20 protein-coding genes are annotated in these 22,821 nt (G+C 73.1%); 13 read left to right on the top strand and 7 right to left on the bottom strand.

Annotation, left to right across the window (positions count from 1 at the left end; all coding sequences use genetic code 11):
- Positions 1 to 156: 156 nt before the first annotated feature.
- A complete protein-coding gene (locus IGA62_RS09355; RefSeq protein WP_145815384.1) occupies positions 157 to 627 on the top strand; it encodes a hypothetical protein in 471 nt (156 codons plus the stop codon).
- Positions 624 to 2,051, top strand: a complete 1,428-nt coding sequence (locus IGA62_RS09350) for a hypothetical protein (protein ID WP_145815385.1) — start codon at positions 624 to 626, stop codon at positions 2,049 to 2,051. Before IGA62_RS09355 ends, IGA62_RS09350 begins: the two co-directional genes overlap by 4 nt.
- On the opposite strand, the gene IGA62_RS09345 is transcribed toward IGA62_RS09350, so the two are convergent.
- The 3 genes from IGA62_RS09345 to IGA62_RS09335 all read right to left on the bottom strand — a co-directional run bounded on the left by IGA62_RS09345 (position 2,048) and on the right by IGA62_RS09335 (position 4,868).
- Positions 2,048 to 2,773, bottom strand: coding sequence for a methyltransferase domain-containing protein (locus tag IGA62_RS09345; RefSeq protein WP_145815386.1), 726 nt, complete (start codon positions 2,771 to 2,773; stop codon positions 2,048 to 2,050). The two genes, IGA62_RS09350 and IGA62_RS09345, sit on opposite strands and share 4 nt — an antisense overlap.
- A 101-nt stretch (positions 2,774 to 2,874) precedes the next feature.
- Positions 2,875 to 3,192, bottom strand: coding sequence for a hypothetical protein (locus IGA62_RS09340; RefSeq protein ID WP_091452204.1), 318 nt, complete (start codon positions 3,190 to 3,192; stop codon positions 2,875 to 2,877).
- Positions 3,193 to 3,230: 38 nt separating this feature from the next.
- On the bottom strand, positions 3,231 to 4,868 hold the full coding sequence (locus IGA62_RS09335) for an ABC-F family ATP-binding cassette domain-containing protein (protein ID WP_145815387.1): 1,638 nt from the start codon (positions 4,866 to 4,868) through the stop codon (positions 3,231 to 3,233).
- 63 nt (positions 4,869 to 4,931) lie between these two features.
- Between IGA62_RS09335 and IGA62_RS09330 the strand changes: the two genes are divergently transcribed.
- The 3 genes from IGA62_RS09330 (at position 4,932) to IGA62_RS09320 (ending at position 6,584) form a co-directional block, all read left to right on the top strand.
- Positions 4,932 to 5,711: an ROK family protein gene (locus IGA62_RS09330; protein ID WP_091452198.1), complete on the top strand. Its 780-nt coding sequence runs from the start codon at positions 4,932 to 4,934 to the stop codon at positions 5,709 to 5,711.
- Positions 5,712 to 5,796: 85 nt separating this feature from the next.
- Positions 5,797 to 6,165 carry a tetratricopeptide repeat protein gene (locus IGA62_RS09325; protein WP_145815388.1) on the top strand — a complete coding sequence of 123 codons (369 nt, stop codon included), beginning with the start codon at positions 5,797 to 5,799 and terminating at the stop codon, positions 6,163 to 6,165.
- Positions 6,166 to 6,329: 164 nt separating this feature from the next.
- On the top strand, positions 6,330 to 6,584 hold the full coding sequence (locus IGA62_RS09320; RefSeq protein WP_013736060.1) for a Smr/MutS family protein: 255 nt from the start codon (positions 6,330 to 6,332) through the stop codon (positions 6,582 to 6,584).
- 45 nt (positions 6,585 to 6,629) lie between these two features.
- On the opposite strand, the gene IGA62_RS09315 is transcribed toward IGA62_RS09320, so the two are convergent.
- Both IGA62_RS09315 and IGA62_RS09310 read right to left on the bottom strand, forming a co-directional pair.
- Positions 6,630 to 7,679: a hypothetical protein gene (locus IGA62_RS09315; RefSeq protein ID WP_186499706.1), complete on the bottom strand. Its 1,050-nt coding sequence runs from the start codon at positions 7,677 to 7,679 to the stop codon at positions 6,630 to 6,632.
- Between the two features lie 108 nt (positions 7,680 to 7,787).
- Entirely contained in the window at positions 7,788 to 10,175 is a 2,388-nt protein-coding gene (locus IGA62_RS09310; RefSeq protein ID WP_145815390.1) for a M28 family peptidase, read from the bottom strand.
- A 314-nt stretch (positions 10,176 to 10,489) separates the two neighbouring features.
- On the opposite strand from IGA62_RS09310, the gene IGA62_RS09305 reads away from it, so the two are divergent.
- From IGA62_RS09305 to IGA62_RS09275, 7 genes are all read left to right on the top strand, one after another.
- Positions 10,490 to 11,743 (top strand): PP2C family protein-serine/threonine phosphatase, encoded by a 1,254-nt coding sequence (locus tag IGA62_RS09305; protein WP_186499707.1) that lies wholly within the window; start codon positions 10,490 to 10,492, stop codon positions 11,741 to 11,743.
- Positions 11,740 to 13,521: a sensor histidine kinase gene (locus IGA62_RS09300; RefSeq protein WP_145815391.1), complete on the top strand. Its 1,782-nt coding sequence runs from the start codon at positions 11,740 to 11,742 to the stop codon at positions 13,519 to 13,521. The genes IGA62_RS09305 and IGA62_RS09300 overlap by 4 nt, the downstream gene beginning before the upstream one ends.
- Positions 13,518 to 13,970 (top strand): response regulator, encoded by a 453-nt coding sequence (locus IGA62_RS09295; protein ID WP_091452189.1) that lies wholly within the window; start codon positions 13,518 to 13,520, stop codon positions 13,968 to 13,970. The genes IGA62_RS09300 and IGA62_RS09295 overlap by 4 nt, the downstream gene beginning before the upstream one ends.
- A complete protein-coding gene (locus IGA62_RS09290; RefSeq protein WP_145815392.1) occupies positions 13,963 to 14,775 on the top strand; it encodes an inositol monophosphatase family protein in 813 nt (270 codons plus the stop codon). Before IGA62_RS09295 ends, IGA62_RS09290 begins: the two co-directional genes overlap by 8 nt.
- A 151-nt stretch (positions 14,776 to 14,926) precedes the next feature.
- Positions 14,927 to 15,940, top strand: coding sequence for a coiled-coil domain-containing protein (locus tag IGA62_RS09285; protein WP_145815393.1), 1,014 nt, complete (start codon positions 14,927 to 14,929; stop codon positions 15,938 to 15,940).
- A 36-nt stretch (positions 15,941 to 15,976) separates the two neighbouring features.
- Positions 15,977 to 17,530, top strand: a complete 1,554-nt coding sequence (locus IGA62_RS09280) for a fused MFS/spermidine synthase (protein WP_145815394.1) — start codon at positions 15,977 to 15,979, stop codon at positions 17,528 to 17,530.
- 107 nt (positions 17,531 to 17,637) lie between these two features.
- The gene (locus IGA62_RS09275; protein ID WP_145815395.1) at positions 17,638 to 19,449 is read left to right on the top strand and encodes a serine/threonine-protein kinase; all 1,812 of its coding nucleotides are present in this window, start codon (positions 17,638 to 17,640) and stop codon (positions 19,447 to 19,449) included.
- Positions 19,450 to 19,473: 24 nt separating this feature from the next.
- On the opposite strand, the gene IGA62_RS09270 is transcribed toward IGA62_RS09275, so the two are convergent.
- Positions 19,474 to 20,148 carry a potassium channel family protein gene (locus tag IGA62_RS09270; RefSeq protein WP_145815396.1) on the bottom strand — a complete coding sequence of 225 codons (675 nt, stop codon included), beginning with the start codon at positions 20,146 to 20,148 and terminating at the stop codon, positions 19,474 to 19,476.
- Positions 20,138 to 21,520, bottom strand: a complete 1,383-nt coding sequence (locus IGA62_RS09265) for a TrkH family potassium uptake protein (RefSeq protein ID WP_342353900.1) — start codon at positions 21,518 to 21,520, stop codon at positions 20,138 to 20,140. The genes IGA62_RS09270 and IGA62_RS09265 overlap by 11 nt, the downstream gene beginning before the upstream one ends.
- Before the next feature lie 95 nt (positions 21,521 to 21,615).
- On the opposite strand from IGA62_RS09265, the gene IGA62_RS09260 reads away from it, so the two are divergent.
- Positions 21,616 to 22,737: a glycerophosphodiester phosphodiesterase gene (locus IGA62_RS09260; RefSeq protein ID WP_145815398.1), complete on the top strand. Its 1,122-nt coding sequence runs from the start codon at positions 21,616 to 21,618 to the stop codon at positions 22,735 to 22,737.
- The last annotated feature ends 84 nt before the right edge of the window (positions 22,738 to 22,821 follow it).

The following is a 22,821-nucleotide window of genomic DNA, read 5'->3' as shown; positions in this document are numbered from 1 at the left end:
GTCCCCTGCAGGCACCCGGGAGGCCCCGCCCTTGTGTCCACATGCGACAGTCCTCAGTGGCGGCACGGCGGCACCGATCGGGGGATGGGCGCGTTGTCACCCCGTCGCCATGATGTACGCGCGCGCCGCGCGCCGTCGTTGAGACCTGGGGGCGAGATGAGCACCGATTCGAGTTGGGGCGACTACCTGTCCACCGACACGTCCGTCCCGGACCTCGGTGTCGACGCGTTCGCCCCGGCGACCGTCGAACCGGTGCTGCCGGAACTGGTCACCCCGGTCGTCGAGCCGGTGCTGCCGGAGCCGGTGGTGGACGCCGTCGAGAGCGAGATCGCCGGGGCCGCGGCCGACCAGGAATGGTCGGACTGGCACGCGGCCAGCGGCGACCAGTGGGCCGAGTCGGCGCAGGACTGGGTCGACTACGCCAACGAGAACCTGGCGGCCGGCAACATCGGAGCCGCCGAGAGCGGGATGGCGTACGCCGCCAGCCACGCCGACATCGCCGACAACAACTACGACGTGTCCGTCGACTACTCCGCCCAGGCGGGCACCCACCTCGACACCGCCGTGGCGGAGGTCGCGCCGTACGACACGTACGACGTCGGCACGAGCCTCGACGTGGCGGAATGAGCTGGACCACCGACCCGGACGCCGGGGCGCGGCCCGATCCGGCCGTGATCGCCGCCGAGGGGGGCCGACTGGTGGCCGGCGCGGACCGCCGGATCGCCGTACCGCCCAGCGTGGCCCGTCAACACCTGCTCCGCGTCATCCGGGACCTCTCCTTCGAGCTGCGCACCGAGCAGCTCAGCCTCCTTGAGGCGGTACGCGGCTCGAAGCTGGGCGGGGTCACCCTCTCCGCCGCCCGGGTGCCGGTCGCGCTGCGGATCGGCCTCGAAGCCGACGGCGACGGCTGCCGGGTCGCCGTCCTGCTCGCTGACCGCTGGGCCGGCAAGGTGGGCCGGAACTGGGGCCTGACCTCGGCCTACGTGCAGCTCTTCGAGTCCGTCCTCGGGGCGGTCGACGGCGTGCTCGGCCGGCTCGACCCGTCCGGTGCGGCCGCCTTCACCGGCTGGTGGCGACAGACCGGCCCCGGTGACGTGGCGATCATGCAGAACGCGGCGAGCCTCGCCAACCGGGCCGGCGCCGTGCTCTCCCGGCACGCGTCCCGACTGCTCGACGGGGACTCTCCGGCCCAGCGCCGGGCGTCGGTCAGCCGGGCCGGCACCGACACCTTCACCTTCGAGGCCCCACAGGCCGTCGCGGAGGTGCCGGCGGAACTGGCCGACGGCATGCTGATGGTCGGCACGCTGATCGCCAGCCGCCCCGGGGACATGCCACCGAACCTGGTGGCCCAGGTCCAGTCGTTGGTGTTCCGGGTCGAGGAGCACCTCGCCTCGGTCGCGCCGGGGGCGGCCCCGGCGGGTCGGTTCGCCGTCGAGCCGGCGGACGTGCCGGTGGTGACCTTCCTGCACCAGCAGGCCCGGCTGCGGGGCATGTTGCCGGCGCGGAACCTGCGGACCTGCACCACCTGCCGGCTGGAGAAGGTGACCAATCCCGATCTGGAGCGGTTGCAGGAGCGCAGCCGGCGGACCCGGGACCTGGCCACCAGCATCAGCGCGGTGATCACCCCGTACGTGCTGGCCGGGCGGTTGGCGCAGCTCAACAACAAGGGCCCGACCTTCGCCTGCCCGCGCTGCCAGGGCATGGACGCCGACGAGACGGTGGTGACGTTCTGCCAGCGCTGCGGTGACCGGCGGGCCGAGACGGCACTGCGCACCTGCGCGAAGTGCCAGTTCGACTTCCGCAGCCTGATCGCCGGTGACCAACTCTGGCAGTCCCGCCCGGCACCTTCGTCCCCTCAACCCCCCGCCCCGGAGCCGACGCCGGCACCCGCCCCGGAGCCGCCGAGGGCATCTGCCCCGGAGCCGTCGACGGCACCCCCGTCGACGGCACTCCCGACGACGGCACCCGCCCCGGAGCCGCCGACGACGCCCCGGCCGGTGGATCCGGAGGCGGACCAGTGGCCCCGTCCGCCGGGGTATCCGTCCGCCTAGTCGAAGAAACGGGCCAGGTGGGACGGCTCGGGTCCCGGCTCGTCGGCGGCGAGGGGCGTCAGGTCGGCGAAGATCGACGCCCCGTCACAGCCGACGTGCAACGGATACCAGCGTGGTGTACCGGGCGGGCGCTGCCCGCAGATTCCCTTGATCGTCTGGACGTCGAGCAGCCGTACGTGGGTCGGGTCGGCGACCGCGTTCACGTGCCGCCACCAGGGGCTCATCACGTGCAGGACGCCACCGGGCCGGAGCACCCGGTGGCACTCGTCCACCAGCGGCAGGAAGTCGACCATGTGCTCCAGGATGTGCACCGCGAAGAGGACGTCGATCGAGTGGTCGACCAGCGGCAGCGACCCGGAGAGGTCCGCCACCGCGTCCACGCCGGGGGCGGGGAGGATGTCCAGCCCCAGGTTGCCCGGGTACTGCTTGGTGCCACCACAGCCCAGGTCGACGACGACCGGTGCCCGGCCGTCGACGGTGACCCGCGACCAGACCCCGAACACCCCGGCGAGCCGGCCGACCCGCTCGCGGACCAGCCGCAGGTCGGTTGCCGACGGCACCTCACCGGTCAGGTGGGCCACCCCCCGGTCGAACCGTACGTCGACCGCCAGGTCGCGCAGACGGTCGTCGTGCCGGGCCTGGTCCGTCCACGCCCCGGTGAGGAACACGTCGATCGCCCTCAGCCGCTCGGCCGAGGGCGGTGCCTGCGCCAACGCGACCATGCGGGCCACCTCCCGCCGCCCGTTACCCGCATCCGCGCCCGGTATGCACCGTCGCCATCGGGCCCGCCACGCGGCGCGGGCCGGTCAGCCGGAAAGCGGTGTCAGCCGCTGATGCCGCGCCGGCCGCTCCGCCCGGCCCCGCGCACCCGCTGCCGGGGCGCGAGCGGCGCCTTCGGACGTTTGAGGTGGTAACGGTGCAGTTCGTGGTTGCCGGGCAGCGACGGGTCCTCGCTCATCGCCACCAGTTCCCAACCCTGGTCGCCGGCCCGGTTCAGGTGGGCCAGCGCGGTGTCGCCGTACGGCGTGACGTCGACCAGGGTGCCGTCCGGCCCGTACCAGTGGAAGGTGATCTCCCAGCCGATGTCGTCACTGGCCGCCTGTCGGCGGCGCACCAGTAGCGCGTACTCCCACCTCAGCATGGATCGATTGTGACCTGTCCGTAGCCGGCCCGCACGGATCAGAGCTCGGCGATCCGTCCGCCGTCGGCGTGCAGCCGGCGGTTGGTCTCGATCGCCTCCAGCATCCGCCGGTCGTGGGTGACCAGGAGCAGCGTGCCGGGGTAACCCGCCAACGCCGACTCCAACTGCTCGATCGCGGGCAGGTCGAGGTGGTTGGTCGGTTCGTCCAGCACGAGCAGGTTCACCCCGCGCCCCTGGAGCAGCGCGAGCGCCGCCCGGGTCCGCTCGCCGGGGGAGAGGGTGGCCGCCGGCCGCAGCACGTGTTCGGCACGCAGGCCGAACTTGGCCAGCAGGGTCCGCGCGTCCGCCGGGGACATCTCCGGTACGGCGGCCCGGAAGGCGTCCAGCAGCGGCTCGTCACCGACGAAGAGCCCCCGGGCCTGGTCGACCTCGCCGACCACCACCCCCGGCCCGAGCGAGGCGTGCCCGGACTCCAGCGGCACCCGGCCGAGCAGCGCCGCCAGCAGTGTCGACTTGCCCGACCCGTTCGCCCCGGTCACCGCCACCCGGTCGGCCCAGTCGATCTGGAGGTTGACCGGGCCGAGAGTGAAGCTGCCCCGGCGTACCACGGCGTCGCGGAGCGCGGCCACGACGGCGCCGGCGCGGGGCGCGGCGGCGATCTCCATCCGAAGTTCCCACTCCTTGCGCGGCTCCTCGACCACATCCAGCCGCTCGATCAGCCGCTCGGTCTGCCGGGCCTTGGCCGCCTGCTTCTCACTGGTCTGGCCCCGGAAGTGCTTGACGAACTTGTCCGGATCGGTCGCCTTGCGTCGGGCGTTGCGCACGCCCTTCTCCATCCAGGCGCGCTGGGTGCGGGCCCGTTCCTCCAAACCGGCGCGGGTGTCGGCGTACTCCTCGTACTCGGCACGGGCGTGCCGACGGGCCACCTCGCGCTCCTCCAGGTACGCGGCGTAGCCACCGCCGTAGTGCCTGACCTGCTGCTGGTGCAGGTCCAGCTCCAGGATCCGGGTGACCGTGCGGGTCAGGAACTCGCGGTCGTGGCTGACCAGCACCGTGCCGGCGCGCAGTCCGGTGACGAACTCCTCCAGCTTCGCCAGCCCGGCCAGGTCGAGGTCGTTGGTCGGCTCGTCGAGCAGAAAGACGTCGTACCGGCTGAGCAGCAGCGAGGCCAGCCCGGCGCGGGCCGCCTGCCCGCCGGAGAGCCCGGTCATCGGGTGGTCCAGGTCGACGCCGAGCCCCAGGTCGGCGGCCACCTGTTCGGCGCGTTCGGCCAGGTCCGCCCCACCGAGGGCGAGCCACCGCTCCAGCGCCTCGGCGTACGCGTCGTCGGCACCGGCCGCCCCGTCGGTGAGCGCCCCGGTCGCCGCGTCGAGGGCGGCCTGCGCCGCCGTCACCCCGGTCCGTCGGGCCAGGAAGTCGCGGACCGACTCGCCGGGGCGACGTTCCGGCTCCTGCGGCAGGTGCCCGACGTTCGCGGTGGGCGGGCTCAGCGTGACGCTGCCGGCCTCCACCGGCTGCCACCCGGCGAGGGTACGCAGCAGCGTCGACTTGCCGGCTCCGTTGGCCCCGACCAGGCCGATCACGTCGCCGGGAGCCACCACCAGGTCGAGCCCGGCGAAGAGCAGACGGTCGCCGTGCCCGGCGGAGAGGTTCTTGACGATCATCGTGGCGCTCATCAGGAGCCGAAGCCTAGTCCTCCGATGTCCCATGAGCCGAGCGGATTAGGCAGACTGTCGGCCGTGGTGACCACGTTGGCGATCGACTGCGGTGGCGGCGGCATCAAGGGCACGGTGCTCGACGAGGCGGGGACGATGCGTGCCCGGCCGCTGCGGGTGCCCACGCCGTACCCACTGCCGCCGAGCCTCTTCGTCAAGACCCTGCTGGACCTGGCCGGGCGGTTGCCCACCGCCGACCGGCTGACCGTGGGCATGCCCGGGATGCTCCGGCACGGGGTGGTGGTGGCCACCCCGCACTACGTCACCCGCTCCGGACCCCGCTCCCGGGTCGACCCGGACCTGCTGGCCGAGTGGACCGGGTTCGACGTGCGTACCGCGCTCTCCGACGCCTTCGGCGTGCCGGCGCTGGTCCTCAACGACGCCGAGGTGCACGGTGCCGGGGTGGTCGCCGGCAGCGGGTGCGAGCTGGTGCTGACCCTCGGCACCGGGCTCGGCTGCGCCCTCTTCGACGGCGGGGCGCTCGCCCCGCACCTGGAGCTGTCCCAGGCCCCGGTGCGCTGGGGGATGACCTACGACACCTACATCGGCGAGCCGGAGCGGCGCCGGCTGGGCGACGGCTTCTGGTCCCGGCGGGTCCGGCAGGTGGTGGACGGGCTGCGTCCGGTGTTCCGCTGGGACCGGCTCTACCTGGGGGGCGGCAACTCCCGACTGATCCGTCCCGAGCAGCTCGCGCGGATGGGCGAGGACGTGGTGGTCGTGCCGAACACCGCCGCCCTGGTCGGCGGGGTCCGTGCCTGGCAGCTCACCCCGCCCCGTCCGGTCGACGGGCACCCGGCGGCCTGACCGGGCGGGAACACCCGCCACCCCTGCGGTGTTTGTGCCAGCGTCGGATGAGGACCGGACGGCGGGACACGAGGGGGTGGGTCGAATGGACCTTCTGGCGGAGTACCGGCGGGCGACCATGTTCTTCGAGGCCGGGGACCCGACCGGAGCGGCCCGGCTGTTGGAGCCGATCGTGGCGGCCGAGCCCGGCAACGCCTCCGTACGGCAGCTGCTGGCCCGCGCGTACTTCCAGTCGGCCCAGCTCGGCCGGGCCGAGGAGCAGCTCCGGGTGCTGGTCGACCAGGACCCGAGCGACCACTACGCGCACCACGTGCTGGGCCGGACGCTGGAGCGGCTGAACCGCCCGGCGGACGCGCTGCGGCACCTGCGCATCGCCGCGGCGATGTACTCGGCGAACGACGACTACCGCAGGGCGCTGGACCGGGTCGAGTCCCGGGTCGGCGGTCCGCGCTGACCGTCCGGGCCCGGCGGTTCCCGTACCGGGAACCGCCGGGCCCCGTCGCGGCAGCCCGCCGACCTACCATGGCCGGCATGGGAGCCGACCTGCCGGTCGGGTCGCACCACGGTCACGTGGGGCATCCGGCCAGCGGGTGGCACGACACTCGACCGGGGCGCGGCATGAAACTGAAGCTGGACCTGCACGACATCTTCAACAAGGGCCACGACATCGACCGGGCGCTGCGCGGGATCATGGACGAGGCGGTGGCGAAGAAGGCCACCCTGGTCGAGATCATCCCGGGCAAGGGCTCCGGCCAGCTCAAGAAGCGGGTGCTGCGGTTTCTCGACCAGAAGGACGTCAAACAGCTCTACCACCGGGTCGAGAAGGACTCCAAGAACTTCGGCCGTCTCTTCGTCCACTTCCGTTGGAAGTGACACCGGCCTGTCTGGCACGGAGTCGACCGGGCCGGAACCGGGCCGTCACCTCCAGATGGTCGCGCGGTCTCCGTCCGGGCCGTTCGTCCACCCGGCCAGCATTCCCCGGTCGTTGAGGTCCATCACCGCCCTCGCCGGATCACCGGTGATCACGCGGCCGTCACGCCACAGCAGGGCGTGTTGCGGCTCGCCGGTGGTGGTGCCGGCGACCCAGCCTCGCTCGTTGATGTCATTGACGTACCCGGCGAACTCGGTACGGACGCCACGGTGCCAGTGGAACGCATTGAGCACTCCGTTCGACGCCGTCCATCCGGTCACCTGGCCACGGTCGTTGATCGCCAAAGCGCCGCTGTCGCCGGTCGGCGTGCCGAGGTCGGTCATCCGACCGTCCTGCCAGAGGAACGCGTGCTCGGTGCCGTCGGCGGTGGTGCTCGTCCCGACGACCTGTCCGCGTTCGTTGATGTCGGACGGCACCGACTCGCTTCCGCCCAGGGTGCCCAGTTCGGTCAGGGTGCCCTGTTGCCAGAGGAAGGCCCGCCGTCCAGTCTCCGTGTAGTGCACGCCGATCACCTGGCTGGAATTGTTGATGCCGATGGCGCCGCGGTTCCCGGTGCCGCCGAGGTCGATCAGGACGCCACGCCGCCAGAGGAAGGCGTGGGACTCGCCGCCCCGGATGAATGTCTCGTTATAACCGACGACCTCACCCTTGTCGTTGACCGCCAGCGCGGCGCCCGTACCGCGTTCGTCGAGCGTGCCGAGGTCGTGCGGCTGACCCTGCCGCCACAGGCAGGGGCGGGACAGTTGGACGGCGGACTGGCAGAAGCCGACGACCTCGCCGCGTTCGTTGATGTCGTGCGGGAGACTGCCGGTCCCGCCGGGCAGGGGAGGCAGCGCCGTGTGTCTCCCGGCCCGCCAGACGAAGCCGAGCGGTGGTTGTATCTCCCCGTCGACCGTCCTGGTCGCGGTGATGATCACCTCACCCCGCCCGTTGACCTCGGACGCCGAACTCGACATCCACCCCGTGGGGTGGATGTCCCGCGCGACCAGGTCGCCCGGCCCGGCCGCCCGCGCCGGTGCGGCTGTCAGTAGTGGCATGGCGAGGAGCAGGGCACAGGCACTTCGGCCTATCCGTCGCGTCATCGGGTAAGCCTGGCGCATCTGTGGGCGGGTGCGGGCGTAGAGTCACCTACCCGACCGGCTGCGTCAGAGCGGGTACGTCCGCGCCACCGCCAGCATCTCGGAGGTGTGCGAGCCGACCACGCCGACGTCGGCCGGGCGGGGACGGAAGCCGGGTAGGGCGTCCAGGCCGTCGCTGGCGTCCATGGCGCGCAGCGCCACCCGTTCCGCCTTCGGCGTGACGGTCAGCGTGATCTCCAGACCCTCGGGCGGCGGGGCGTGGAAGACCAGGCCGACGTCCCACCGCTGTTCGTCGGCGATCCGGTCGACCGGCACCGACCGGCCGGCCACCACCATCGACTGCACGGTGGCCGTGGTGGCGTCCACGTGCAGGGTGGCCAGGCGCACCTGCCGTTGCGGCGTGAGCCGCAGCCGCAGCGTGCGCGTGGTGCCGGCGCGGGTGTCGGCGAGCACCTCGACCTTTGGCGCGGGCAGGTCGGCCCGGGGAGCCGGGCCGGTCCGCAGTTCCGCGTCACCGAGGCCGGGGAAGTCGTCGTCGACGCGTTCCGTCCCGTCGACGTACCCGTCGGTCCAGGGCTGCGGGTCGGTCTCGTGGCTGAGCCAGCGGGCCTGCCCGGTGCCGGCGTCCAGCGCGTACATCAGGTGGGTCGGAACCGGATGCGCGGCGTCGAAGCGGTCCACGCTCAGGCCCACCGCGGCGAAGACCACCGCGGCGAGCGCAGCGGCCAGCGCCGGCAGCGCGCCCCGGCGGCGGGCCCGCGCGGCGGCCATGCCCCGGGCCCCGCCGGCCTGCGGGTGCAGCAGGTCCACCACGGGGAGCGCGGCGAGCCCGAGCAGCGTCGAGAAGAGCGCGGCGACGGCACCCATGCCCATGCCGAGCGCCGGGAAGAGCAGCACCACCGTGGGGAGCAGCACCAGCACCCCCACCGCCGCCCCGGCGGTCACCGCGACCACCGGCCCGGGGCCGTCGATCCGGGTGGCCAGGGCGACCAGGCCGGCGACCGCGCCGGCCAGGGCGGGCAGGGTCGCCAGGTACGACCCACCCGGCGCGACCACGGCGAGCACCACCCCGACCAGGGCGAGCCAGCCCAGCCCGCCGACCGCCAGCGCGGCCGGACCGACCGCGCGACGGGTCAGCGCGTACCAGCCGAAGAGGACGGCGGCGGCGAGGGCCACCACCGCGAGCCGGTACCACCCCGGGCGGTACGGGTCGAGCAGTTCGGCGTGGCCGGGGCGGACGGCGAGCACCGCGGCCCAGAGCAGCCAGGCGGCGAGCGGGGCGACGACCAGCGGCACCGCCGCCAGCCCGAAGCCGGCGGCGAGCCGGGGCAGGCTGGTCCGGCCGCGTCGGCGGGCCGCCCAGCCCAGCGCGGCGACGGCCAGCAGCCCGGCCAGGGCCAGCGGCCAGGTCAGCCAGCCGGGGTAGCGGACCAGGCCACCGGGCACCGGGAAGTACGTGGCGTCGTGCGCGGCGTCCAACGTGTCCAGGTCGGTCCGGCCGAACTCCCGGGCCAGCGCGAGCACGTTGTCGCCGTGGTGCTGGAGGCTGCCCCGGTCCATCGACTCCGGGGTGTCCAGCGGGGTGTGGTAGATCGCCCCGCCGTCCAGGTAGGCCGAGTTCAGCCCGACGAAGCCCTCCTGGAGGAAGGCGGTGAAGTCGGTGTCGTTGGGCAGCAGCCGGTAGACCTCCACGGCGAACGAGGTGCCCACCGGGTGCGGTGCGGCCCGGCCGAAGGTGCCCACCAGGGCGGCGTTGCGCCGGGAGGTCTCGAACATGATCACCGGGCCGGTCCGGCCGCGTGCCTCCAGGTTGAGCACCACCCCGCCGTCGGCCGCGAGCGGATGCTCGGCGGCGAACGCGGCGGCCCCGCAGAGGCACGCCTCCTCGGCGTCGGTCAGCACGAACACGATGTCGTTGCGGAGGCGGGGGCCGCTGGTCAGCGCCCGGGCCGCCTCCAGGATCGCCGAGGTGCCGGCGGCGTCGTCGTTGCCGCCCGGCCCGGACTGCACCGAGTCGTAGTGCGCCACCAGGAAGACCCGGCCGGTCGGGTCGGTGCCGGGGAGCCGGGCCACCACGTTGCGGACCCGGGCCAGCGTGGTGCCACCGGCCGACCCGCTGAGCTGCCCGGCCTCCGGCGCGACGGTGTCCTGCACCGACGTCTCCAGGCCGAGCCCGCGCAGGGTCTGCTCCAGGTGGGCGCGGACCCGGTCGTTGGCCGGGCTGCCGGCCGGGTGGGTCTCGGCGGCCACCACCTCGACGTGCTCGTACGCCCGGCTGGCGCTGAACTCGGCGGCCGGGGCGTCGGCCGGGGCCGGGGCGGGCGTACGCAGGTCGAGCAGGGTGCCGGCGGCGACCGCGACGAGCGCGGCGAGCGCGGCCACGGCGGCGGCCGGTCGACGACGCGGCCGGGCCAGCGCCCGGTCGGCGGCGGGGGTGGCAGGCGGTGCGCCCACTGGGGTCTCCTCGCGGGGGTGGGGCCGGGGTGGGATCATCCTGCCCCGCCCGAGCCCTCGGCGGGAGAGGCGTGACCGTCCGGTTCGGTCGGAGCAGGGCGGTGTGGTCCGGTGGGAGCGGGCCCGGCCCGCCTGAGCAGGCCACCGCCGACCGGCACGACGAGGGGTCGTTTTGTCCGCCGGTGCGCAGTGACGGAGTCCATCCACGCCCATGCCGCAGCCGTCGTGTTGTGTGCGACCGTTGTCTAATACAGGATCAGCAGGGCACTCGGAAGGAGCCCGACATCAGTAGTGATCTTCCGCGGCTCGCGGCGGTGACCCGGTCCGTGCCGGGGACGGGGCTGTCCCGATCCACCGTCGCGCCGCTGGCGTACCCGCACGGCGGTCTCGGGCGGCACCCGACGCTGCCGCCGGGCGAGCGGTTGCGGGTCCTGCTGGTCGAGGACGACGAGGGCGACGCGTTTCTCGTCGGTGAACTGCTCGCCGAGACCAACTCGATGATCGAGCTGCTGGTCGCCACGAGCCTGAGCGAGGCCCGGCAGCGGGTCCTCGGGGTCGACTGTGTCCTGCTGGACCTCGGCCTGCCCGACGCCCAGGGCCTCGACGGCCTGCGTCAGGTCCTCGACATGGCCGGCGGCGCCGCGGTCTGCGTGCTCACCGGCCGCTCCGACGAGCACCTGGGCATCGTCGCGGTCGCCGAGGGCGCACAGGACTACCTGGTCAAGGGCACGGTCGACGGCGTGTTGCTGACCCGCGCGCTGCGCTACGCCGTCGAGCGGAAGCGGGCCGACGAGAATGCCCGCCGACTCCGCGAGGTGGAACTGCGGCAGGCCGAGTCGGCCCGCCTGGAACGTGGCCTGCTGCCGACGCCGCTGCTGATGGAGCGCGACCGGATCGCGGTGCACACCTTCTACCGGCCGGGCCGGCACGCCGCCCTGATCGGCGGGGACTTCTACGACGTGGTGCAGACCCGGCCGGGCCGGATCGACCTGATCGTCGGCGACGTCTGCGGACACGGCGTGGACGAGGCGGCACTCGGCGTGGAGCTGCGGGTCGCCTGGCGTGCCCTGATCCTCGCCGGGGTGCCCGACGACGAGGTGCTGCCCGCCCTCGAGCAGGTGCTGATGAGCGAACGCCGACTCCAGGAGATCTTCGCGACCGTCGCCACCGCCTGCCTGGACCTGGACGCCAACCGGGCCACCGTACGGTTGGCGGGGCACCCCCCGCCGCTGCTGATCGCCGGGGGTGGGGTCGCGCCGGTCCCCGCCCCGGGCGGCCTGCTCCTCGGCGTACGCCCCCGCCGGCCCGTTGCCTTCGACCTGGAGTTCTCCACCGATGACTGGTCCCTGCTGATGTACACCGACGGTCTGATCGAAGGACGCGTGGGTGACGGCGAGGAGCGACTCGACGTCCCGGGGCTGAGCGCACTGGTCGGTGATCCGGCCAACCAGATGGTGCCCCTGCCCGAGCTGCCGGCCTGGCTGGTCGGCCGGGCCGAGGAGATCAACGGTGGCCCGCTCGCCGACGACGTGGCGATGCTGCTGGTGAGCCGGGGCGGTGGCCGGTGACGGCGGTCGGCCGGGGTTGGACGCTGCGGCAGCGGGTGGTCGGTCTCCTGGCGGTGGTCGGCGTGCTGCTGATCGGCCTGGCCGCCGCCGAGGCGACGGTGGCGGCCCGGAACCGGTCGCACACCGACGCGTTGCTGACCAGGACCGGCCCGCTGCGCGTCCAGGCGCAGGAACTGCTCAACGCGCTGCTCGACCAGGAGACCTCGGTCCGTGGGTACGCGGTCAGCGGCGACCGGCAGGACCTCGTGCCGTACGACGACGGCGTCCGGCAGGAACAGAAGCTGATCGAGTCGATCGGCCGGCTCGTCGACGACTACCCCGGCATCCGGCGGGACCTGGACGTCGTCCGCGCGCAGGCCGAGCAGTGGCGGCGCACGGTGGCCGTACCGGTGATCACCACGGTGCAGCAGGACGGGACCACCGCCGCGCAGGGTCTGATCGACGACCGGACCCGGCAGCAGTTCGACCAGGTGCGCGCCTCGGTCGCCCGGCTGGACGCCGGGATCATCGCCGAGCGGGAGGCCAACGCCCGGAGCATCCGGCAGACCGGCAACCTGCTGGTCGTCCTGCTCGTCATCGCGGCGCTGGTGGTGGTCGTGGCCGGCGTGCTCCTGCTGGTCTCGCTGGAACGGATGGTCGTCCGGCCGCTGACCGGCCTGGCCGACCAGGTGCGGGAGGTCGCCGAGGGCGACTACCAGCACCACATCAGCGGATCCGGGCCACCGGAGTTCCAACAGCTCGCCGACGACGTCGAGGCGATGCGGCGCAAGATCGCCAAGGACCTGACCGAGGTCCGGGAGGCCCGGGAACGGATCGAGTGGGTCAACACGCAGCTCCAGAAGCAGGCCGAGGAGCTGGTCCGCTCCAACCGCGACCTGGAGCAGTTCGCCTACGTGGCCTCGCACGACCTCCAGGAGCCGCTGCGCAAGGTGGCGAGCTTCTGCCAGCTGCTCCAGCGCCGCTACGCGGGGCAGCTCGACGACCGCGCCGACCAGTACATCGCCTTCGCGGTGGACGGTGCGCAGCGGATGCAGCGCCTGATCAACGACCTGCTCGCCTTCTCCCGGATCGGCCGCCTCACCACCGGCTTCACCGAGGTGGACATGAACAAGGTCATGGCGGACGTGGCGGGCCAGACCGAGGTGGCCCGGCAGCAGGCCGAAGCCGAGCTGACCTGGTCGGAGCTGCCCACCATCCGGGGTGAGGAACCCCTGCTGACCAACCTCCTGACCAACCTGGTGAGCAACTCGGTGAAGTTCCGCCGGCCGGACGTGCCGCCGAGGGTGCACGTCTCGGCGCGGCTGTGCGACGACGAGTGGGAGATCACCTGCCAGGACAACGGCATCGGGATCGAGCCGGAGTTCGCGGACAAGATCTTCGTCATCTTCCAGCGGCTGCACTCCAAGGACGCCTACCCCGGTACGGGCATCGGCCTGGCGATCGTCAAGAAGATCGTCGAGTACCACGGGGGCCGGGTCTGGGTCGACACCGACACCGAGGAGGGCACCGCCATCCGGTTCACCCTCCCGGCGCTGCCCGGAGACGTCGAGGCCGCACGGGCGGCGGCCGAGGAGCCGGACGGGGACACCGGGGCGACCGAGGGCGACGAGTCGCTCGGGAGCACCGACGCCGGGGAGGGCGTGCCCGCCCGTCCCACCGACATGGACGACACGGCAACGACCGGGCCGACCGCCGACACCGCTCGGGACGCTGACGACCAGCGTCCGGACCAGGCGACGAGCGGCAGGACGGATGGCACGAAGGAGACAGTGGGATGACCGCTCCGGCGGACGGCAGGAGCCCGATCGAGGTCCTTCTCGTGGAGGACGACCCGGGCGACGTGTTGATGACCCAGGAGGCGTTCGAGGAGCACAAGCTCCGCAACCGGCTGACCGTCGTCTCCGACGGCGCCGAGGCGCTCGCCTACCTGCGGCGCGAGGGCCAGTACGCCGACGCGGTGACGCCGGACCTGATCCTGCTCGACCTGAACCTACCGCGGCGGGACGGCCGGGAGGTGCTGGAGGAGATCAAGAAGGACGACGCGCTCTGCCGGATCCCGGTGGTCGTGCTCACCACCTCCCAGGCCGACGAGGACATCCTCCGCAGCTACCAGCTGCACGCCAACGCGTACGTGACCAAGCCGGTCGATTTCGAACGGTTCATCTCGGTGGTCCGGCAGATCGACGAGTTCTTCGTCAGCGTGGTCAAGTTGCCGCCGCGTGGCTGACGACGCCCTGCTCGACGCCGTCGGCGACCTCCTCCGCGAGACCGCCGAGCGGGTCGTCGTGCCGCTGTTCCAGCGCCTCGACGACCACGAGATCACCGAGAAGGCCCCGGGCGAGGTCGTCACGGTCGCCGACCAGCGGGCCGAGGCGATGATCTCCGAGGAACTGCTCCGGTTGCGTCCCGGCTCGGTGGTGGTGGGCGAGGAGGCCGTCGCCGCCGACCCCGCACTCCTGGAGCACGTGCGTGGTGCGGGTGACGTCTGGCTGGTCGACCCGGTCGACGGCACCGCCAACTTCGCCGCCGGGCGGCGGCCGTTCGCCCTGATGGTGGCCCTGCTGACCGATGGCGAGCCGGCGGCTTCCTGGATCCTCGACCCACTGGCCGACACCCTGGCCGTGTGCCGGGCCGGCGCGGGCGTACGCCTGGGCGACCGGGCGGTCGACACGACCGGGCCGGTGCCGTCCCCCGGTGAGCTGCGCGGTGCGGCGATGAGCCGCTACCTGCCGCCGTCGATGCGGTCCCGGGTGACGGCCGGTGGCCGGCGGCTCGGCGAACTCCTGCCCGGCCTGCACTGCGCCGGCCGCGAGTACCTCGACGTGCTCGCCGGCGCGCAGCACTTCGTCCTCTTCTGGCGGACGTTCCCCTGGGACCACGTGCCCGGCGCGCTGCTGGTCCGGGAGGCCGGCGGGGTGGTCCGCCGGTTCGACGGCACCGACTACGATCCGGCCGTCGACGACCACGGGCTCCTGGTCGCCGCCAACGAGCGGATCTGGGACGAGGTGCACGCCGCGTTGCTCGCCGACTGACGGCGTGCCCGGGTCCGCGACCCGGGCCGTCGCCGGCTCGGCCGGCGGCCGGCGGTCCGGTATTGTGACCGGCGGTCCCCGCCGAGGACGCACCCGGGGCCGGGAGCCCCACGTCCACCAGGCCCCGGCTGACGAGAGGACATCGACTTTCGTGCGCAGGACGGCTCTCCACCGGTGTCGTGGCCTCCGGCCACTGGTCGCGCTGCTCGCCGTGGTGGCGCTGGTGCTGGGCGGGCCCGCCCCGGCCCACGCCGAGCCCGGCGAGGGCGGCACCAAGGCGTTGCGGGACGCGTTGGAGGCCAGCGCCAAGGGGCATCTCGAGGCCACCGCCAAGCTGGAGAACTCCAAGAAGCGGCAGATCCTGCTGACCGCCGAGGTGAAGAAGATCGAGTCGCGGCTGGTCGGGCTGACCGCCCAGGTGGCCGAGGTGGCCGTCCAGTCGTACAAGCAGGGGCGGCTGACCGCCACCGGACTGCTGTTGCAGAGCACCGGGCCGGAGTCGTTCCTGCAACGGGCCGCCGAACTCGACGTGATGGCCCAGCGGGACGCCCGGCGGGTGCGGGCGCTGACCGAGGAACGCAACCGGGCCGACCGGGCCAGGCTGGCCATCGACGCCGAGGTCCGCGAGCAGCTCAAGCAGGTCAACCTGCTGGCCAAGAAGAAGCGGGAGGCCGAGCGGGCGCTCGCCGCGGTCAGCTCCGGCCCCAGCGGCGGGTTCGGCAGCGGTGGTTCCGCCTCGGCCCGGCCGGCGCCGCGCAACCCGGACGGCTCCTGGCCGTCGGAGTCCTGCTCGGTGAACGACCCGACCACCTCGGGCTGCATCACCCCGCGCACCCTCAACGCCCTCCAGCAGGCCCAGTCGGCCGGCTACCGCCGGTATGTCTCCTGCTACCGCAGCGGCGGGTCCGGCGAGCACCCGAAGGGGCGGGCCTGCGACTTCGCCGCCGCGACGAACGGCTTCGAGGACCGGACGGCGACCGGCGGGGACAAGGACTACGGTGACCGGCTGGCAGCCTGGTACGTGCGCAACGCCAGCCGCCTCGGCGTGCTCTACGTGATCTGGTACCGGCAGATCTGGCACCCGGGCACCGGCTGGCGGGCGTACGGCGGCAGCGGCAGCCCGGCCGCCGACCACACGAACCACGTTCATCTCTCCATGTACTGACCGTCTCCACCAGGAACGCTGCGTACCATCGCAGCGGTGAGCTCCCCGAAGTCCCGCGTCCACGTCGACGTCGCGCCGCCCGCGCCGGTCACCGGTCGCGCGCTGCCCAACGGCCTCGCCGCGTTCCTGGTCTTCTTCTCCAGCGGGGCGGTCCTGGTGCTGGAGACCGTGGCCCTGCGCCTGGTCGGCCCGTACGTGGGGGTCACGCTCCAGGTCACCAGCTCGGTGATCGGGATCGCGCTGGCCGCCATCGCGTACGGCGCGTGGACCGGCGGTTGGCTCGCCGACCGGCGGGACCCGCGTCCCCTGCTCGCCCCGGCGCTGGTGCTGGCCGGCATCGCCACCGCGGTCACCCTGCCGGTGGTCCGGTACGCCGGTGAGGTGCTGCGCGGCGGTGCGGCGAGCGCGATCCTGCTGCTCGTCGCGGCGGCCGTGTTCGTGCCGGCGGCGCTGCTGTCGGCGGTCAGCCCGCTGGTGGTGAAGCTCCAGCTCGCCGACCTGCGCCGGACCGGGCAGGTGGTCGGACGGCTCTCCGGAATCGGCACCCTCGGCGGCATCACCGCCACCCTCGCCACCGGGTTCGTCCTGGTGGCGGCCCTGCCCAGCTCGGTCATCATGGTGGGCCTGGCGGTGGCGCTCGGCCTGACCGGGGTCGCCCTCGGTGTCTACCTGCATCGGCAGGACCGCACCGGGCTGCCCGGTCCGGCCCGCGTCCGGGCCGCGGTGGCGGTGCTCGGGCTGGCCGGGGCGGGCCTGGCCGCCGTCGCGCCGGACCCGTGCGACGTGGAGACCGCGTACCACTGCGCGTCGGTCGAGGTGGACGGCAGCCGGCCGAGCGGCCGGACGCTGCTGCTCAACTCCGCCCAGCACTCGTACGTCGATCTGGCCGACCCGACCCACCTGGAGTTCGAGTACACCCAGTGGATCGGGGCGGTCGCCGACGTGGCGGCCCCGACCGGGCAGCGGATGGACGTGTTGCACGTCGGCGGGGGTGGCTTCACCATGCCCCGGTACCTGGCCGCCACCCGGCCCGGCACGGACAACCTGGTCTTCGAGATCGACGGGGGACTGGTCGACCTGGGTCGGGCGGAACTGGGGCTGCGGACCGGCCCGGAGCTGCGTGCCGAGGTCGGCGACGCCCGGATGCTGGTCGCCGGGGAACCCGCCGCCAGTCGGGACCTCGTGGTGGGAGACGCCTTCGGCCACCTGGTGGTGCCGTGGCACCTGGCGACCCGGGAGATGGCCGCCGAGATCCACCGGGTGCTCCGTCCCGGCGGGATCTACGTACAGAACGTCATCGACTACCCGCCGCTGCGCTTCATCCGTGCCGAGGTCGCCACCGTGGCCGCCGAGTTCCGGCACGTGGCGCTGATCGCCCCGCCGGCCGCGCTGCGCGGCGAGTACGGGGCCAACTTCCTCATCGTCGCCTCGGACGAGCCGCTGCCGCTGACCGCGGTCGAGGACCGGCTCGCCCCTCTCGACCAGCCGACCCGGCTGCTGTCCGGTGCCGACCTGACCGCGTTCGTCGGCGACGCACTGGTGCTGACCGACGACTACGCCCCGGTCGACCAGCTTCTCGCCACCGCCTGAGCGCGGCCGCCCGCCGCTACCCCGGAACGTCTCCGGTTGGTGACGATCGTGACCGATTTTGCCGGGCTCGGTGTAACTTCCCGCCCCGGCGGGCAACAGATGTTGCCATGGGCGGAGGGGTCAGGAAAGGCGCGCAACTGCTGGGAGACCGGTACCGGCTGATCGAACAGATCGGCGCGGGCGGCATGTCGGTGGTCTGGCGGGGCTACGACGAGGTGCTCGGTCGCCAGGTGGCGGTGAAGGTGCTCGCCTCCCGGCTGGCCAGCGACCGGTCGTTCCGCCACCGGATCCGCACCGAGGCGCAGGCCGCCGCCCGGCTCGTCCACCCGCACATCACCAACGTCTACGACTACGGCGAGTCCGAGCAGGTCGGGCTGACCGTCCCGTACGTGGTCATGGAGCTGGTCGACGGCCCGCCGCTGACCGCCCGGCTCGGCCGGGACCGGAGCCTGCCCTGGCGGGAGGCGCTGGCGATCGCCGCCGAGACGGCCGCCGCGCTGGCCACCGCGCACGCCCGGGGCGTGGTGCACCGGGATGTCACCCCGGGGAACGTGATGCTCACCCCGACCGGGGTGAAGGTCGTCGACTTCGGCATCTCCGCCCTGGTCGGGGAGAGCGAGAAGGGACCGGACGGCACGCTGCTCGGCACCCCGGCGTACCTCGCCCCGGAACGGCTGGAGAACGGTCAGGTCTCCCCGGCCACCGACGTGTACGCGGTGGGGCTGCTGCTGTACCGGATGCTGACCGGTCGGCTTCCCTGGGAGGCGAGCACCACCACGCAGATGCTGCGTGCCCACATGCACACCGACCCGGAGCCGATGCCGCCGGTGCCCGGGCTCCCCGACGACGTGGTCGAGCTGGTGCGCCGCTGCCTGGCGAAGCGCCCCGAGGACCGGCCGTCCAGCGTGGACCTGGCCCGTACCCTCGCCGAGGCGGCCGGGGTGGCTGCCGTCGTACCGGTGTCGCCGGCCGGGCCGTCCGACCCGGCGCTGCTGGCCGCCGCCAACACCACGATCCTGCCCTGGTCGGCGGCGACCGACGCGCTGCCGCTGTCGATGAGCCGGTCGCGACGCGTCGCGGGCCGGCGACGGCGGCAGGCGCAGGCGGGCGCGGTGGCGGCCGGGCTGCTCGCGGTGACCGGCGTGGTGTGGGGGATGAGTGGCCAGCAGGCGGCCAACGGCGACCAGGTCACCCCGGACGAGGCCCGGATGGGGCTCGACCGCCCGGCCCCCTGCACGGTCAACTACGCGTTGCGGCGCGACGACGGCCGCACCTTCGCCGCCGACGTGACCCTGACCAACACCGGTTCGGCCGAACTGCGGGACTGGACGATGCGCTTCACCCTGCCGGGCGACCAGACGGTCACCGGCCCGAACCCGACAGTGGTGCGTCAGCAGGACCGGACCGTCGAGGTCCGGCCCGCCGCCGCAGGGGCCACGCTGGCCCCCGGTGCCGCCGAGAAGGTCACCCTGACCGGCCGGTACGCCGGGTCGAACCCGCTGCCGGTGCGGTTCCAGCTCGGCGAGGACACCTGCGAGGTGCAGGTCGCCGGGGTGGCCGGCACCTCGCCCACACCCGTTCCGCCCCCGAGGGTCACCCCGGCCGGCGGTGGCACGACCCGGTCCGGCGGTTCCACCACGACCGGCACCGGCACCGAGAAGCGGGAGAAGAGCGACAAGAGCGATAAGAGCGACAAGGGTGGAGAGACCGGCGGCGACAGCGGAAAGAGCGGTGGGGGAAAAAAAGAGGAAAGTCCGGAACCTGAGCCGTCCGTGACGGAGCCGGAACCGGATCCCACCGTAACGCCAAGTCCTGACGACACCGGCGGCGACGACGGCGACGACGGCGCTGGCGACGGCGACGGCGACCAGAGTGGCGACGGCGGCGGCGACGAGAGCGGCGACCCGGCCGGGGCGTGAGGCCCGGGAGCTTCCCGGTCGGCCTCAGGTCATCCCGGCGAAGCGTCCGACCTGCTCGATGCTGCCCTCGACGATGAGCAGGGAACCCTCGGTGAGCACCGTCGCCGGCGTGGCGTACTCGAACCGTTCCCCGGGCAGTTTGGCCCCGACCACCATGACGCCGAAGCGGTCGTCCGGCGCGACCTCGGCCAGGGCACGGCCGATCAGGGGGCGCGGCACCCGAACCTTGGCGATGGCGAAGTCGTCGCCGAACTCGATGAAGTCGAGCATCTTGCTGACGATCAGGTGGGCCACCCGCTCCCCGGTCTCCGCCTCGGGGAAGACCACGTGCTGCGCGCCGACCGCGGAGAGGATCCGGGCGTGCTTACGGGAGGTGGCACGGGCCCAGATCGTCGACCCGCCGACCTCGGTGACCGCGAGGACGGTGAGGACGCTCGCCTCCACCGCCGCCCCGATGCACACCACGACCCGCTCGTAGTCGGTGATGCCGAGCTGGCGCAGCGCCGTCTCGTCGGTGGAGTCGGCCTGCACCACCCGGTCCAGCCGGGACGACCACCGCTGCACGGTCTGCGGGTCGCGGTCGATGGCGAGCACCTCGTGACCGAGTTGGGTCAGGGAGGCGGCCAGGTAGGTGCCGAACCGGCCCAGCCCGACCACCACGACGCCGTGGCTCTTTCCGTCGTTGCCTCTAGCCGACAATGGGTTGCTCCTCCGGGTACCGGTACAGCCGTCTGCGGGTGTTCAACGCGATCGCCGAGCCGAGGGTGAGCGTGCCGACCCGGCCGATGTACATGAGCACGATCAGGGTGACCTGACCGGCGGCCGGAAGCGTCTGGGCGACGCCGGTGGAGAGCCCGGTGGTGCTGAACGCCGAGGTCACCTCGAACAGCGCCCGGTCGTAGCTCACCCCCTCGGTCAGCAGGATCAACGTCACCGTGCCGGCCACCACCAGCGCGACGCTGAGCAGGGCCACGGTGAGCGCCTGGCGCTGGCTCGCCGACGCCAGCCGGCGGCGTCCGACGGTGACGTCCGGCTCGCCCCGCAGTTCGGCCCAGATGCAGAAGGCCAGCAGGAAGAAGGTGGCGACCTTGATACCTCCGGCGGTGCTGGCGCTGCCGCCCCCGATGAACATCAGGGCGATCAGCAGGGGGAAGCTCGCCTCGTCCAGCCCGTTGACGTCCACCGTGTTGAACCCGCCGGTGCGGATGTACGCGTCCTGGGTGAAGGCGGCCAGCGCCTTGCCCTCCCAGCCGAACGGGCCGAGCGTGCGCGGGTTGGCCCACTCGGCGGCCAGCAGGACGGCGAAGCCGACCAGCAGCAGCACCAGGCTGCCCCAGACGGTCAGCTTGGTGCTGACCGTCCAGCGGCCCGGTCGTCGCCAGCTCCGGGTGGCCTCGAACAGCGCGGGGAAGCCGAGCCCTCCGATGATCGTGCCGAAGGCCAACGGCAGCGTGATCCACCCGTCGTGCGCGAATCCGACCAGATTGTCGGAGTAGAGGGAGAAGCCGCCGTTGTTGAACGCCTGGACGGCGTGGAAGAAGCCGTACCAGACGGCCCGGCCCGCCGGGTAGTCGTAGCCGAGCATGAAGCGCAGGGCCAGGACCGCGGTCATCACGGCCTCGCAGACCAGCATGGTGAAACCGATCCTGAGCAGCACCCGCCGTACGTCACCGATGCCGAACTCGGCCGTCTCCGCCTGCACCAGCAGCCGGGTCCGCAGCCCCAGTTGCCGGGCCACCACCAGGACGACCAGCGTTCCGCCGGTGAGGATGCCAAGCCCGCCGAGCTGGGTCAGCACGGTGATCATCACCAGCCCGACCGGGGTCCAGTAGGTCGGGGTGTCCACCACCGCCAGCCCGGTGACCGACACCGCCGAGGTGGCGGTGAACAGGGCGGTGACGAACGGGGTGTACCGGTGCTCCTCGGTCGCCGGAGGCAGCATCAGCACGCCGGTGCCGAGCAGGATCGCGACCAGGAAACCCAGGGGCACGATCCGCACGGGGTGACGGAGAAGCCGGCGCACCAGCCAATCTTCGTGGCCCACCCCGCTCCCGGGTGCGGAAACGGCCATCCCTGACATTCACCTGCCGGCCAGGCGGAGACCAACTCCCGGTCGTCCGTCGCCGCTTGGCTGGTCGCGATCCCTTTCGATGACAGGAGACGGCGTTGCGACGTACCCTTTCCGCCCTCGGTGTGGCCGGCGCGCTGCTCACGGTCGCGGTGGCCGTGCCCACCGCCACGGCCGTCGGGGCCGAACCGCAGGCCCGCCCGGACCGGTCGCGGGCCACCGACCGGCCGGTCGTGATCGCCCACCGTGGGGCGAGCGGCTACCGGCCCGAGCACACCCTGGAGGCGTACCGGCTGGCGATCCGGATGGGCGCGGACTACATCGAACCAGACCTCGTCCCGACGAGGGACGGCGTGCTGGTCGCCCGCCACGAGAACGAGATCTCCGGGACGACCGACGTGTCCGCCCGCCCCGAGTTCGCCGCGCGGAAGGCCACGAAGACCATCGACGGCGTCGCGGTGACCGGCTGGTTCACCGAGGACTTCACCCTCGCCGAGCTGAAGACGCTGCGGGCCAAGGAGCGGTTGCCGCAGGTCCGGGTCACCAACACCGCGTACGACGGCCGGTTCGAGGTGCCGACCCTCCAGGAGGTCGTCGACCTGGCCCGCGAGGAGGGCCGGAAGCGGGGCCGGGAGATCGGTGTCTACCCGGAGACCAAGCACCCCACCTACTTCGCCTCGATCGGCCTGCCCCTGGAGGAGCCCCTGGTGCAGGTGCTCCGCGCCAACAAGCTGACCCGGCCCAGCTCGCCGGTGATCATCCAGTCCTTCGAGACGGCGAACCTGCGCAAGCTGGACCGGATGATCGACGTCAGGCTGGCCCAGCTCGTCGACGCCAGCGGCCGCCCGTACGACTTCACCGTCGCCGGTGACCCGCGCACCTACGCCGACCTGGTCACCCCGGCCGGCCTGCGCTGGATCGCCGGCTACGCCGACGGCATCGGGGCCCAGAAGAACCTGATCGTGCCCCGGGACGCGGCCGGCAGGCTGCTCTCCCCGACCACCCTGGTCCGTGACGCACACCGGGAGAAGCTGATCGTGCACGCCTGGACGTTCCGCGCGGAGAACCAGTTCCTCGCCGTCGACCACCGCTCCGGCACCGACCCCAACGCCCGGGGCGACATCACCGCCGAGTACGAGCTGTTCTTCCGGCTCGGTCTGGACGGCGTCTTCGCCGACCACCCGGACACCGCCGTCGCCGCCCGCGCCGGCCTGTCCTGATCCCTACCACCCCGACGTTCCTCCCCTCGCCGGCCCGCCACCCCGACCGCCCGGGTTGGCGGGCCGGCCCCCGGCGGCGGGGGG

The sequence above is a fragment of the Micromonospora sagamiensis genome (assembly GCF_014680085.1).
Taxonomy (GTDB): Bacteria; Actinomycetota; Actinomycetes; order Mycobacteriales; family Micromonosporaceae; genus Micromonospora; species Micromonospora inyonensis.
This window is presented reverse-complemented; position numbering and strand designations above follow the sequence as displayed.

Excerpts from the sequence above, each read along its gene's own strand:
- IGA62_RS09335 (WP_145815387.1), bottom strand. The coding sequence starts at position 4,868 with ATGAGCGCCACGATGATCGTCAAGAACCTCTCCGCCGGGCACGGCGAC.
- IGA62_RS09265 (WP_342353900.1), bottom strand. The coding sequence starts at position 21,520 with ATGGCCGTTTCCGCACCCGGGAGCGGGGTGGGCCACGAAGATTGGCTG.
- IGA62_RS09340 (WP_091452204.1), bottom strand. The coding sequence starts at position 3,192 with ATGCTGAGGTGGGAGTACGCGCTACTGGTGCGCCGCCGACAGGCGGCC.
- IGA62_RS09275 (WP_145815395.1), top strand. The coding sequence starts at position 17,638 with ATGGGCGGAGGGGTCAGGAAAGGCGCGCAACTGCTGGGAGACCGGTAC.
- IGA62_RS09315 (WP_186499706.1), bottom strand. The coding sequence starts at position 7,679 with ATGCCACTACTGACAGCCGCACCGGCGCGGGCGGCCGGGCCGGGCGAC.
- IGA62_RS09355 (WP_145815384.1), top strand. The coding sequence starts at position 157 with ATGAGCACCGATTCGAGTTGGGGCGACTACCTGTCCACCGACACGTCC.
- IGA62_RS09320 (WP_013736060.1), top strand. The coding sequence starts at position 6,330 with ATGAAACTGAAGCTGGACCTGCACGACATCTTCAACAAGGGCCACGAC.
- IGA62_RS09295 (WP_091452189.1), top strand. The coding sequence starts at position 13,518 with ATGACCGCTCCGGCGGACGGCAGGAGCCCGATCGAGGTCCTTCTCGTG.
- IGA62_RS09345 (WP_145815386.1), bottom strand. The coding sequence starts at position 2,773 with ATGGTCGCGTTGGCGCAGGCACCGCCCTCGGCCGAGCGGCTGAGGGCG.
- IGA62_RS09350 (WP_145815385.1), top strand. The coding sequence starts at position 624 with ATGAGCTGGACCACCGACCCGGACGCCGGGGCGCGGCCCGATCCGGCC.
- IGA62_RS09325 (WP_145815388.1), top strand. The coding sequence starts at position 5,797 with ATGGACCTTCTGGCGGAGTACCGGCGGGCGACCATGTTCTTCGAGGCC.